This is a genomic window from Dolichospermum circinale AWQC310F, from assembly GCF_000426925.1.
Classification (GTDB): Bacteria; Cyanobacteriota; Cyanobacteriia; order Cyanobacteriales; family Nostocaceae; genus Dolichospermum; species Dolichospermum circinale.
In genome coordinates, this window is sequence record NZ_KE384669.1 from 98021 (window position 1) to 111860 (window position 13840).

Below are 13840 nucleotides of genomic sequence, written 5' to 3' on the forward strand. Positions count from 1 at the left end.
TGCGTGAAAAATATCTAATATTTTGCTATTTGTATAGGTAAAATTGTTCCTTTTGCACCAATCATGCGATTATAAATTTGTCCTTGACGATTATAGGTAATCACATCTGTAATTACCGAAGATTCTGTTTTTGATTTCACCTCAGAAGTAACATAAAATGTTTCACCAAAAGGCACTTTTGCAAATTGTTCAAAGTTGTTAATTTCTGATGGTAAACAGCCAACTTGATGAAAATATTGAGTCCAAATCCAGAGAGAATGAATCTGGACATCTGCTATATAGGGATTAAACGTTTGAACTATAAATTGTCCTTGTTCTTTTGCCGTTGGTTCTGATAAAAAGCATTCAATGGTTATCTGACTAGGACTAGTATTCAAAACTGATTTTACACCTTGAAAAGTGACTCCATGAAATAAGCTAAAAGTATTTACTTGATACAATTCTTGATGATTTTTGAGTAGATTTTGATCCTGATTAAAGTTCAGGTTTTCATAATTTGGAACTGGAGGAATTTCTCGTTTGAGAATTAAATTCGTACTAAAATGATAACGGATTTTTTTATCTGGCGTTTGACTACTAATTTTAGCGGCAAGTTCTATTTCTTGATTTTCATGTTTGGCAAGTTCTTCAATTTCTAAAACATATTCATTTGCCAAAGTTTCATCAAAAACTATGCCTTTTAAAACTTTGAAATCTGAAGCAATAAAAGCTGTAAAACCGGGATATATTTGTTCACAAGCATTTGTCATCCATGACAAACCACAGGTAGCAGGAAGTACAGGAAAACCAGCAATAATATGATCCTGTAAAAATGGGTTTTCGGCTAATGTTAATTGGCGTTTAATGCGATAGGTTTTTAAATTATTAGATAAGGTCAACGGAACATAAAATAAAGGACTACCAATCACTAATTGAACTGTATTTTGATGAGGGTTTGTTAATTCGTCAATTAATATTTGTGTTCCTGTTTCTATGGGAATTACCTCAATTTCTCTTTCCGCAAAAGCTTTTTTTAATTCTGGTGATACCATGCCACTTTCCCAAGGTCCCCAGTTGATAGCTATGACATGATAATTAGGGTAATTATGTTTAATTAAATGGGCTGATTTGTTGAGTATTTCATTGGCTATGGCATAATCTGATTGTCCCACATTTCCATAAAATCCCACTACGGAAGAGAACAAAACTAAATATTGTAATTGACTTGCTGGTACACATCTTAAAAGATTTTCTAAACCTTGAATTTTAGCTGCATAAACATTTTCAAAATCCTGAATTGATTTCTTTTCAATGCGTTTATCAGCTAAGTTTCCTGCACCATGAATAATACCAGTTATTGCCCCAAAATGTTCAATTACATCTGCCAATTTTGATTCTAATAATACTGTATCGGTAATATCTACACTCAGATATTCCGCTTGTCCTCCTGCTTTTTGAATAGCTTTGAGAGTATTTTGAATTTCTCGCTGTGAGGAAATAAGTTGATACTTTTTTTGTACCATTATTGGTGTGGGCTTTTCCCCTTGGGCTTGGAAATTTTCTAAAATTCGCTGTTTTAATTCCGCTTCATTTTCACAATTTTCTGCCCAAACTGGTTCAGGTCCTGTGCTGGAACGCCCCAAAAGAATAAATTTACATTGATATTTTTGGGCGATTTTAATTACACATTGGGCTGTGATTCCTTTCGCACCACCACTAACTAAAAATACTTGATCTTTAGTAATCTCTCTCAGAGAATTTATGCTTGGTAATGGGGTGAAATCTGCAATTAAGTTAACTCTACCTTGGCTGCTATACCCTACTTCTTGAATTAACAAATTTGAATCATGAATTTCGGCGAGAATATGTTTAATAGATGTTTCTAAATCTAACTCTGGATTTAGGTCAATAGAACGACAAAATACATTTTCCCATTCTTGATTAAGACTCTTAGTAAGTCCAAACAATCCTCCCGCAATAGCACTAAATTTATTGGTTTCTCCTAATCCAAATTTACCATCTAAATGCGCCACGTTAATAAAACAACTGCGTCCTAATTTTGCGGCTTCATTTAGTGGTTCTTTCAGATATTTAGCGATTAAAAAAACGTGGCGAAGAATAGATTTCTCTATGTCTAATGGTGTTAACGGGTGAAGGTGAATAAATGCAGCTATAATACCATAATTATCATGAATTTGTTTTAACTGTTGTTGTAAAGTGTCTTCATTCCAATCAGTTAAAACTACTCTATTTATTCCTTGATTAACATTTGATTCGATACCAGGAAAACTTAAAATTACTGTTTTCCAGCCTTTATCTATCAAACTTTTTGCTAATCTCTCGGTAATATAAGAACCATTATCAGTTATTAATGCAATATGGTTATCAGCAAGAGAAAATTCTAAACTGTCAGGTGCGGGAAGTTGCTGTATTTTTGCAATACTACGGCGGATATTTGGCTGAGGTGTGGTTTTTGTTATCTCTACTATTTCTTCAGTTAATAACTTAGTAATTTTCTGGGCTTGCTGCTGCATATAACTAGCAATTTCGCCCAAATTTCTCAATTCTCCAATTTCTTCAGGGTTGGGTTTAGGTAAGTCGGGATATAGTTCTAATAAACTTCCTAAAATTTCTACTTTTTTGATGGAATCAATTCCCAAATCTGCTTCTATATCCATTGACAGTTCTAACATTTCTAGCGGATAACCTGTTTTTTCACTAACTATATTTAATAGGTTTTGACTGAGGGTGGCTTTATCTATGTTAATTGGAATTTTGGGAACTACGTTAATAGTTTTTTCTGTGTTGTTGATGAATGGGATAATTTTTTCCTCACGCAGAGGCGCGGAGTCGCTGAGTATTTGAGGGTGATTTACATGATTAATAGCTGCTTTTTCTGAGGTTAGTAAATGAAAATGTTCTTGGAGAAGTTGAAAATAGTTTTGGGTATATTCCTGTTGATATTTGAGGTATTTTTCATGAATACGCAGAGTATCACCTTGATGATCATGAAATCGCATCATGTTACGTTCAGAACTGGAAATTATTAATTCTTGAATTTTAGCTTGATGTTCTGTAGTTTCACTATTTTCTAATAATGAATACTGTTGTTGCATTAATTGAGAAAACGTTTTTGTGTATTCTGTTTGGCTGTGCAATGACTGTTCATGAATGTGAATAATATCCCGTTGTTGTTGACTAAATTCTGTGATCAAATTTTCTAGGCTATGAATAATTTTTTCAGAATTTTGGGGCTGAATTTCTGCTTCTTCTAATTTTTCATTAAATGAAGTTGCAGGTTTTTCGTTAACTGTTGTTTGAGGTGATACAACGCTTATATGAGAACCATTTTCTAAAGCTTTTGCAAAGGCTTTTTGAGTTTTTTCGGTAATATTTGTACTGTTTAATCTCACGTTCAAAACTTTTTGTTGAGGAACTTCAGTAATTTTATTTGGGACTTGGTAGGGGTCTATGTTTTGCAAACATAATCCAGCTACTTGCAATTGAACTATAGCTTGTCGGAGAATTTTATCACTATCTTGAGTATGATTTGCATTTACAGCTATCGCTATGTGGGGTTTATCACTTAAAATCTCTTTCACTAAATTTGTAAGGACATTTTTGGGACCAAATTCTACAAAACAATAACCACCAGCAGCATAAATGTTTTCAATTTCCTGCTGAAATAATACCTGATTTAACAATTGTTCTTTGAGAATTTTTTGGATAGCGTGGGGTTCTTGAGGATAACATTCACCCGTGATATTTGTATAAACGGGAATTTGAGGTTCATTGAAATTTACTTTTTGAACAGCTTGGGCAAAAGGTTTTTGAGCATGAGATACTAATGGTGTATGAAATCCTGCGGAAACTGCTAATAAAAAAGTAGGAAATCCTTGATTTTTGAGAATTTCTTGTACTTGATTAATTTCATTTTTCTTCCCAGCTAATACTACTTGTTTCTGAGAATTTCTATTAGCAATAACTACTTGAGGGAAGTTTTTAATGACTTCCGTTATTTGACTAATATCTCCTTGAACAGCTAACATTCCTCCTGCATCAAAATTAGGATTTCCAGGTGCAGCCATAGCTTGTCCTCTAGCTTTTGCTAAGAACAAATAATCCTCTTCACTTAATACTCCCGCAACCCACAAAGCTGTTAATTCACCGAAACTATGACCGGCAACAAAATCAGGTTTAAATCCAGCTTGTTGCAATATTTTATATAATCCCGCACTAAACACACCAATTGCCGGTTGTGCATATTCAGTTTTATGCAATGTTTCTAACTGGATTTGTCTTTGTGCTTTATCAATAACTGGTGGTGGAAATACTACTGTTGATAAAGGTTGTAAACCATCTTCACACAACAGACTATCTATATGCGTATATGTTTGCCGCAAACAAGGAAAATTCATTACCAACTCCCGCCCCATTTCTAAGTATTGTGAACCTTGTCCAGAAAACAAAGCCACCACTTTACCCGTCATATCTATCCCTTTTTGACGGTAGTAAATCCCTTGAGGATGTTCCCATGATTGGGCTTCAGGCTTCTGTTTTAGCCCTTCAATCGCAATTTTCAGTAATTCCTGACCTTGGGCTAAATCATTGGCTACAAAGCCAATTCTGGCGTAATTAAGAGGAATCTTGCCAATCTGAGAATCAGTAACTAATTGTTGATAGTATTTTTCTTTACTATCATCTTGTAGTTTTTGGTGGATTTGCTGACAACGAGATAACAAGGCTGAAGCGGTGGGAGCAAATATTAGCAAGGATTGTGGAGTATGGTGTAAACGGTACGGGTGATGATGTTCATGTTCATATTCTTCTAAAACAACGTGATAATTTGTACCACCAAATCCAAAGGCACTGACTCCGGCCCTTCTCGGTTGGGTAGGATGACTTACCCAAGGTCTAGTCTCCGTATTTAAGTAGAATGGTGAGTTATCAATGTTCAGTTTGGGATGAGGATTACTGATATTAATTGTCGGTGGTAAAACTTTATGGTGTAACGCCAAAGCCGCTTTAATTAGACTAGCTGCACCAGCAGCAGCTTTAGTATGTCCAATTTGTGATTTAACAGTTCCTAAAGCGATATGCTGTTTTTTGGGGTTATTTTCACTAAAAACGGTGGTAATTGAGCTAAATTCTGTAGGGTCTCCTACCATCGTTCCTGTACCATGAGCTTCAATTAAACCTATACTTGTGGGGGATATTTCTGCTTCTATATATGCGCGACGTAAAGCATTTATTTGTCCTTCGGGACGAGGTGCATAGATACTTTTATACTTACCATCGCTAGAACTGCCAACACCTTTAATGACTGCATAAATGCGATCGCCATCTCGTTGAGCATCTTCTAAACGCTTGATTACCAGCATCCCCACGCCTTCACCTAACATCATTCCATCAGCATCAGCATCAAAAGGCTTCACCTTATCCCCAGGGGAAACAGCGGGGGTTTTGCTAAAGCACATATAGGCGAAAATAGAATTATCAGTATCCACACCGCCAGTTATCATCATGTCGGCGCGATATTCTGTTAATTCGCTAATAGCCATTCTTAATGCACCTAATGAACTCGCACAGGCTGCATCTACTACGCAATTCATCCCACCTAAATTTAAACGGTTAGCAATACGTCCAGAAATGACATTAGCTAACATTCCGGGGAAGGCATTTTCTTCCCATTCTACATATCCACTTTTGATTTTTTCAATAATTTTCTGGCTATCTTCCTCTGATAAACCACTATTTTTAAGAACCTTTTTCCAAAGTGGATCTTGTAATCTTGCACCCAAAGGAACAGCCAATTGTCTACCAATTGCTACTCCTAATATTACTCCTGTTCGTTCATGATTAAATTGACGAGATGCACCATAACCAGCATCTTCCATTGCCTCTTTTGCCACTACCAAACCGAGTAACTGTGAAATATCTGTCACCTCTAAAATATTAGGAGGTAAGCCAAATTCCATGGGATTAAAATCAATATCTGGCAAAAAACCACCCCGTTTACAATAGGTTTTATCTTGGGCTTTGGGGTCAGGATCATAATAATCATCTATATGCCAACGAGAAGGGGGAACATCAGTAATACAATCCACTTTCTGAATAATATTTTGCCAGTATTCCTGTAAATTCTTCGCTTGGGGAAAGATAGAAGCCATACCAATAATTGCTATGTTAGTAGTTCGCAATTTGGTATTAATTTCACCTTTCATCTTTGTGGTATTAGGCATATCTTTTTTCACCTTTATCATCTTGAGTACAGACCTTTCACAGGTACTAATTTCAGATTGTAACCGTGCGAAAGCAGCTTCAAATGTGGAAGCAGCCATAATCATATTTCACTCTTTTGATCGGGCATTCAGTTAATAGAAGGTTTTTAAAATTTAGTTAATTTCAGAAGATATGACTTTCATTTATTTAGGCATATCCAGCCTATTGATTTTCATCTTTAAAAGTGGTGACAACCCTATTACAACTCATTAGCAACTTACGTGCAACTTTAAAAAAGTCTTGCAAATGTAAAATTGATAGAGATGTCAGACAAATATTTTTGCTTATCCAATACAGTTATTATGATCTAAGTTTTAGCCATTTTGATCAAAGTTGCATATAGATTTCATATCTTTTTAATATACACAAGGCAGCCGATTTAAAATCGTATCTTGAACATCAAGAGTTCTAGATACCTGATTGATAAAAGAAGTCAGGTATCTTGAGAAATTGTATTTATTGCTAAATTCTGTATTTTTACATCTATCGTCAGAAATATATTTTCCTGACTGTAAAATTTGTCACCACAAAATATATCTTAGGAATTAAAAAATATTTTTCAATTTATTTATGCCCAAACTTTGAGATAATAAAAATTAAGAATAAGTCAAGAATTTAAAACTTGCAATTTTTACAAAGTTCATATATTGCGATAATTATCGTTTTATGAAACAACTTGTTGCATATAGGTTGAAATTCTTAAAAAATTAGTTTATTCTATATGATTAAATCAGGGAAATTAAAACAATGTTTTAGCATCAACTCAGACAGTTCAACTTGATTATAACATTTGGCTTCTGCAATATTGAACTTACAAAAACTATAAGGGCTTGCTGGCATGAGACTATCTGAATTAGATCCACTCATCCCGCTGAATGAGTTACGAGAAGATCTCCTCAAATTACCAAAAGGTTACTCATTTTATGAAGATGAATTAGTTGATTTTTTATCACGAAGAAGATGGCCTGAAAGCAATCGTCGAATTGATAGAACAACATTTTGGCGGTGGCGTAATGACAACGCTATTGAACATCAAAAAATCTTTAGTCGTTTGGATCTTCTGAAACTGTGTCAAATTTGTGATCATTACCGAGTAGACGGAACACGCAGCGAATACTTGGCAATTATGCGGAAGAAAAAAGAGAAAGAGGTAGTTCTAAATAAATAAAAATCCTGATATTGGTAATTGGTATTATTAGGAATAATATTTGATATTTGATATTTGCATATAATGGCTAAAATTTTTCAAATATTACTTATGATTCCTGCAAAAACTAATTACCAATTACCTGTCAAAATTTTGATCTTTAACTAGTTAAGTATTTTATATAATCATCAAGTCTTAAAAAATAAGCAAGATTTTGATTAATAGTATTTTGCTGGATATTATATTAGACCCAAGGTTATCAAGAGATGCTATCAAGTGTAATGTCTTTTCTGTCTCTTATTTAGAGTCATAAATTGTCATGTTTCCTAATTTAAAAGACAAAATTATGCTACACAAAGAAAAGCACTCATTAATAAAACCTGTAGGTTTATGTCCGATAATATTGGCGAGTTCTGGAGTTATAGCTACTGGTGTAATATCTATTTATGGCCTTTCATATTTTCACTTTCAGAAAACTTCAAAATCAGCCTCTACCATATCTTCTGTTACCCCTAATTTAATCCCTACTATTACCGCTGTTGCTGCTTTAGGACGTTTAGAACCCCAAGGAGAAGTAATTCGTCTTTCAGCACCTAATTCTCAAACAGGGATAAGAGTTAATCAACTTTTAGTTAAAAAAGGAGACAAAATTCGTCAAGGACAAGTAGTAGCAATTCTTGATAATTATATTCCCAATCTTGCAGCTTTAGAAAAAGCAAAAAGACAAGTAGAAGTTAGTCAAGCGAACCTTCAGCAAGTAAAAGCAGGCGCGAAATTGGGTGATATTTTTGCTCAAAAAGCCGCAATTTCCCGTTTAGAATCTGAATTACGAGGATCGTTTTTCACACAAAAAGCCACAATTGCTCGTTTAAAAGCTGAATTAAAAAATTCGGAAACCGAAAATAAACGATATGAAAAATTATATCAAAATGGTGCTATTTCTGCTTCTGATGCAGATACTAAAAGATTACGTCGAGATACTGTCAAACAACAACTTAATGAGGCTAATGCTAGTTTAAAACGAACTATAGAAACTTTGCAAAAACAGTTAACTGAATCTCAAGCTAGACTCAATAGTATTGCAGAAATTCGCCCCACAGATGTACAAGTTGCCCAAGCAAATCTGCAAAGTGCTAAAGCATCTGTTCAACAAGCTCAAGCCGAGCTAAATTTAAGTTATATTCGTTCACCTATTAATGGTCAAGTGCTAAAAATTAATACCTGGCCAGGAGAAATAATTGATAATAAAGGCATATTAGAATTAGGACAAACGCAACAAATGTATGTAGTTGCAGAAGTTTATGAAACTGATATTACAAAAGTTCGTTTAGGTTAAACAGCAATAATTACAAGTGAAGCTTTTACTGGCAAAATAAAGGGAACAGTTGCAGATATTGGTTTACAAGTTGGTAGACAAAATATCTTTAATGCTAATCCTGGTTCAAATACAGATAACAGAATAGTTGATGTGAAAATTCGCATTGATAACTTAGCAGATAATCAACGACTTTCTAGTTTAACTAATTTACAGGTACAGGCTCTTATTCAAATGTCAGGAGTAGGTAATAATGAATAGCTAATAGGAGTAAAACATGATTCCAAATATACCTTTAGCTTGGCTGCAATTAGCAAAACAAAAAGTACGCTTTTTTGTAGCTTTAGCTGGTATTGCTTTTGTTGCTGTTTTAATGTTTATGCAAATTGGTTTTCAAGATGCTCTTTATGCTAGTGCTACTCAAGTACATAAAAATCTGGAGGGTGATTTGTTTTTAATTAGCTCCCAATACAAATCTTTAACTTCCACTCAAAGCTTTCCTCGTATTCGTTTATATCAGATATTGGGTTTTAATGGCATAGAATCAGTTGCACCTTTATATCTACAATTTGCTAAACTGAAAAACCCCATAAATGGACGCAAATATCCTATTTATGTTCTAGGATTTGAACCTGTCAAATCTATATTTAGATTACCGGAAATTGAACAAAATTTTCAATTATTAAAAATTCCTGATCAAGTATTTTTTGATCGGGCTGCACGTCCAGAATTTGGACCAATTGCTGAATATTTTCAAAAGAATCAACCCATAACTATGGAAATATTTAGTTATTTGGCTACTGTTGGTTATAAAGTTAAAGTTAGTGGTTTATTTAGTCTTGGTCCTTCCTTTGGTGTAGATGGTAATTTAATTGTTAGTTCTTCTACTTTTTTTAAAATCTTCCCAGAACATGGCGCAAATGAAGTAGATATAGGCTTAATTCATCTGCAAGCAAATGTTAATCCTCGGCAAATTTTAGCAACTTTAGCTAAAAGTTTACCTAGTGATGTCATCATCATGAACCGTCAAGAATTTATTGATTTTGAAAAAAGCTATTGGACATTAAGAACACCGATTGGATTTGTATTTAATTTGATGGTAATGATGGCTTTTGTAGTCGGTGTAATTGTTGTTTATCAAATTCTTTATAGTAATATATCTACTCATTTCGTCCAATTTGCTACACTCAAAGCTATGGGATTTAGAAATAAATATCTTTTAAATGTTGTATTTCAACAAGCTTTGATTTTAGCAGTCTTGGGTTATATTCCCGGTTTTGCTATTTCTCTAGGCTTATATGATATTGCTAAAGATGCAACTAAATTACCAATTGTTATGGATTTTAGTAAGGGATTATTAGTCTTTACTTCTGTTATTTTTATGTGTTTAACTTCTGGTTTCTTTTCTACTAATAAACTTCGCAAGTTAGACCCAGCGGAAATTTTTAATTAACTAATAATCTCACTAATAATGCCATATTTACCTAGTAACAATATTTTGGAAATCACTAATCTTCATCATTACTTTGGTCATGGTAAATTAATTACTCAAACTTTGTTTGATATTAATTTGACTATCAAAGCTGGAGAAATTGTGATTATGACTGGACCTTCTGGTTCAGGAAAAACTACTTTATTAACATTAATTGGTGGTTTACGTTCTGTACAAGCGGGGAGTTTAAAATTCAATGGTCAGGAATTATTAGGTGCTAGTAAGGAAGAATTAGTACAAGTTCGTCGTCAAATTGGCTATATTTTTCAAGCCCATAATTTACTAGATTTCCTCACAGCTATGCAAAATGTTCAAATGTCTTTGGAATTACACCATAATATTTCTCAATGGGAATCTTATATCCAGTCAGAAATAATGCTCAATGCTGTGAACTTGGGAGATAGAATTAATTATTATCCCTCTGATCTTTCCGGGGGACAAAAACAACGGGTAGCTATTGCTCGCGCTTTGGTTAGTCGTCCTAAGTTAGTATTAGCTGATGAACCTACGGCTGCTTTAGATAGTAAATCAGGACGAGATGTGGTTAATTTGATGCAGCAATTAGCCAAAGAACAAGATTGTACGATTTTAATTGTTACTCATGACAACCGAATTTTAGATATTGCTGATAGAATCATTACTATGGAAGATGGTCATTTAATGCAGCAAATCAGGAATATATAGATCCCTGACTTCTTTAATCAGTCGGGAATGTGTTATTTAATTAAGATAATAAACTAGCAGAATTGACATCTAAAAATAAACTAGCTTGAGGTTGTTGACGCAAAATAGAAGCTGGACAATTTGTGATAATATTTCCTGTTAACATGATTTTAACTATGCTTGATTTTCTGCTGTTTGGTGCTAAACAAATGATTTTTTTAGCATCACAAATTATGGGAATAGTTACAGTAAATGCGTATTGGGGAACATCTGCTAAATTTGCAAAATATCCTGTATTCACTTGTTGTTGACGGTTAACATCATCTAGTTTGACAAGTTTAACTTGAGCAGGATCTTGAAAATCTGCGACTGCTGGATCATTAAATGCTAAATGACCATTTTCCCCCAGACCTAAACAGCATAAATCTATGGGTTGATTTTCTAAAAGTTTACTATAGCGATCGCATTCGGCTACTGGTTGTAATGTATCCCCTTCAATATAATAAAATCTTTGAGGATTGACCTTTTTTTCTACCCGTTCCCGCAAATAATGACGAAAACTTCCAGGATGATCTGATGTAATTCCCAAATATTCATCTAAATGGAATAAAATTACCCGTGACCAATCTATTCCCCCTAAAGCTATTAAAGCATCTAAAAACTGAATTTGGGAATTACCTGTAGCTAATAAAATAGCAACTTGATTTTGTTTATCAAGGAGATTTTGTAAATACTGCTGTGTGATTTTAGCCACACTTTTAGACATGGCTATTGCTGAACTGTAAATTTGTACCAATAGATGATCAACATAAAAAGATTTTGTAGGTTCTATCATTGACTTGTTACCAATAACCAATATCTCATTATAAAAAAAAGACAGGCAAAAAGCCTGTCCCATAACAAATAATTCAGAATTAGGAATCATCTAAGTCGAAATAAATAAAACTTTAGATTCTGATCTTCTGACTTCTGACTCCTCAATTCTTGAATTTAGAAATTCATTTCCGCAGCTTGGACTTTTTCTACTTGTTTCTTCTTGAGAACTAGCATTACTTGTGCTAACATCACCAAACAAATAAAAGCAACTAACCATGCAACTCTGGAGGAATCTTGTAAGACGATTTCTGCATCTTTTTGTCCGAAACCACCAACGTTAGGGTTATTAGTCAAAGCATCGCCAGTGTTAACTGCTTGTCCTTCAGCAACAATTAATTCTGGTCCAACGGGAATTGTATCAGTAACAACATCACCAGCAGCCGTTGTGATACTAATTAGATTCTTAACGTTACCGTCCTCATCTTCTGTTTGAGCGATTTTGCTAATTGTACCCGTAGCGGAAGCGTTGAATAAGTTATTATTGCTCTTTTCACCGGTGGGGTAAACTTGTCCACGGCCACGATTACCGCCTACATGAACAGAGTATTTGCCAAAGTGAATATTTTTGTCCGTAGCGGGGTTAGGAGAAAGAACAGGGAAAACGATTTCTTGATATTCTTCACCAGGTAATGGTCCGACAATGACAACATTTTCTTTATCGTCAGTGTAAGGGGTGAAAGTCATATCACCCACTTCTGCCTTCATTTCTTCAGGAATGCGGTCTTCTGGGGCAATCTTGAAGCCTTGAGGCAACATTAACACAGCCCCAACATTTAAGCCAACCTTAGAACCATCCGCGCCTACTTGTTGCACGCTGGTATCATAGGGAATTTTGACAACCGCTTTAAATACGGTATCAGGAAGTACAGATTGAGGAACTTCTATCTCCGTATTCTTAGCTGCTAAGTGACAGTTAGCACAAACAATCCGCCCTGTTGGTTCGCGGGGAGTTTCCGGGGCGGTCTCCTGGGCCCAAAAGGGATAAGCAGCAGCAGTTTGTGGTAGGGTTATATCGCTAGTGAAGAAAAAAGTCACAGTAGCGATCGCTATCAGCAATGTATTAACCATCACTTTAGCGGTGCGAGTTAATCTCGCCGGTGTAAGGGCATTTCTCATCTCTATAAAGTCATTTGTCAGTGGTTAGCGGTCATTGGTCGGTGGTCATTGGTCATTGGTCAAGAGTTGATGAAAATCTCTTTTGTTCTTGACTGGAGACTAATAACTGTTGCACTATGTATTTAAGCCCACCAAGCGGCATCCCCAGTACGGAAGTCAGTTTCCGTCCAAGGAGTTAACAGAACTTTGTCTTCTTCAACTGCTGCATGAGCTAGGGCTAAAGATTTTGGTGCAGGACCACGAATCACCTTACCAGTAGCGTCATACTGTGAACCATGACAAGGACATTTAAACTTGTTTTCAGCCACATTCCAGGGGACAACACAACCCAAGTGGGTACAAATAGCATTAATTCCGTAGTCAGCGATCGCTTCTTTACTTTGAACCACAATGTAGGTAGGATCTCCCTTGAGTCCCTGTACCAAAGCGCGGTCTCCCACATTATGACTATTCAAAAATTGACTGACTGAAACATCGTTACCCAATTCGTTCTTAGCCACTGTACCGCCGCCCGCGCCACCACTAGCAGGGGGGATGAAGTAGTTAACAACAGGGTACAATGCACCTAAGGCTACTCCGGTAACAGTCCCGAAAGTGAGCAGGTTCATAAATTGACGACGACCCATATCGGGTACATCATTGATTTCAGAAAATTGAGCCATAATCTACGCGCTGTTTGTGTAATTTATTAACCATTTTGACAAGAGTACCAGCACTGGAATAATTCTTGTCTGCATCGAACTAATAACGCCCGCAGCGATGCTGTACCTCTTTGTGCAAGACTCAAGTGAGCATCTTTTCTGTTAGCATTACATTTCTTTATATCCTTATCATACTGGACTCACGGAACTTAACATCATAACTAAATGTAAAATCTAAATAAGAGCAGGGAACAGGAAAGAGGGAACAGGGAACAGGGAACAGGGAACAGGGAACAGGGAACAGGGAACAGGGAACAGGGAACAGGAAA

At 35.3% G+C, this 13840-nt stretch carries 7 protein-coding genes and 1 pseudogene; 4 read left to right on the forward strand and 4 right to left on the reverse strand.

Annotation, left to right across the window (positions count from 1 at the left end; genetic code table 11):
- Positions 1–14 precede the first annotated feature (14 nt).
- Positions 15–6320 carry a type I polyketide synthase gene (locus tag ACIR310F_RS0105455; protein WP_028082945.1) on the reverse strand — a complete coding sequence of 2102 codons (6306 nt, stop codon included), beginning with the start codon at positions 6318–6320 and terminating at the stop codon, positions 15–17.
- Positions 6321–7099: 779 nt separating this feature from the next.
- Between ACIR310F_RS0105455 and ACIR310F_RS0105460 the strand changes: the two genes are divergently transcribed.
- The 4 genes and pseudogenes from ACIR310F_RS0105460 (at position 7100) to ACIR310F_RS0105475 (ending at position 10899) form a co-directional block, all read left to right on the forward strand.
- Positions 7100–7429 (forward strand): hypothetical protein, encoded by a 330-nt coding sequence (locus ACIR310F_RS0105460; protein WP_028082946.1) that lies wholly within the window; start codon positions 7100–7102, stop codon positions 7427–7429.
- 325 nt (positions 7430–7754) lie between these two features.
- A pseudogene (locus tag ACIR310F_RS21645) lies at positions 7755–8984 on the forward strand (ABC exporter membrane fusion protein).
- A 16-nt stretch (positions 8985–9000) separates the two neighbouring features.
- Positions 9001–10176 carry an ABC transporter permease DevC gene (gene devC / locus ACIR310F_RS0105470; RefSeq protein WP_028082947.1) on the forward strand — a complete coding sequence of 392 codons (1176 nt, stop codon included), beginning with the start codon at positions 9001–9003 and terminating at the stop codon, positions 10174–10176.
- An 18-nt stretch (positions 10177–10194) separates the two neighbouring features.
- Positions 10195–10899, forward strand: a complete 705-nt coding sequence (locus ACIR310F_RS0105475) for a DevA family ABC transporter ATP-binding protein (protein WP_028082948.1) — start codon at positions 10195–10197, stop codon at positions 10897–10899.
- Between the two features lie 40 nt (positions 10900–10939).
- Here ACIR310F_RS0105475 and ACIR310F_RS0105480 read toward each other — a convergent pair whose 3' ends face one another.
- The 3 genes from ACIR310F_RS0105480 to petC form a co-directional block, all read right to left on the reverse strand.
- Positions 10940–11713, reverse strand: coding sequence for a glucosamine-6-phosphate deaminase (locus ACIR310F_RS0105480; RefSeq protein ID WP_028082949.1), 774 nt, complete (start codon positions 11711–11713; stop codon positions 10940–10942).
- Positions 11714–11868: 155 nt separating this feature from the next.
- Positions 11869–12870: a cytochrome f gene (gene petA, locus ACIR310F_RS0105485; RefSeq protein ID WP_028082950.1), complete on the reverse strand. Its 1002-nt coding sequence runs from the start codon at positions 12868–12870 to the stop codon at positions 11869–11871.
- Between the two features lie 122 nt (positions 12871–12992).
- The gene (petC, locus tag ACIR310F_RS0105490; protein ID WP_028082951.1) at positions 12993–13532 is read right to left on the reverse strand and encodes a cytochrome b6-f complex iron-sulfur subunit; all 540 of its coding nucleotides are present in this window, start codon (positions 13530–13532) and stop codon (positions 12993–12995) included.
- Positions 13533–13840 lie beyond the last annotated feature (308 nt).

What these genes read in the sequence shown, in the direction of transcription:
- ACIR310F_RS0105460 (WP_028082946.1), top strand. Translation starts at nt 7,100, where the DNA reads ATGAGACTATCTGAATTAGATCCACTCATCCCGCTGAATGAGTTACGA.
- petA (WP_028082950.1), bottom strand. Translation starts at nt 12,870, where the DNA reads ATGAGAAATGCCCTTACACCGGCGAGATTAACTCGCACCGCTAAAGTG.
- devC (WP_028082947.1), top strand. Translation starts at nt 9,001, where the DNA reads ATGATTCCAAATATACCTTTAGCTTGGCTGCAATTAGCAAAACAAAAA.
- ACIR310F_RS0105455 (WP_028082945.1), bottom strand. Translation starts at nt 6,320, where the DNA reads ATGGCTGCTTCCACATTTGAAGCTGCTTTCGCACGGTTACAATCTGAA.
- petC (WP_028082951.1), bottom strand. Translation starts at nt 13,532, where the DNA reads ATGGCTCAATTTTCTGAAATCAATGATGTACCCGATATGGGTCGTCGT.
- ACIR310F_RS0105480 (WP_028082949.1), bottom strand. Translation starts at nt 11,713, where the DNA reads ATGATAGAACCTACAAAATCTTTTTATGTTGATCATCTATTGGTACAA.
- ACIR310F_RS0105475 (WP_028082948.1), top strand. Translation starts at nt 10,195, where the DNA reads ATGCCATATTTACCTAGTAACAATATTTTGGAAATCACTAATCTTCAT.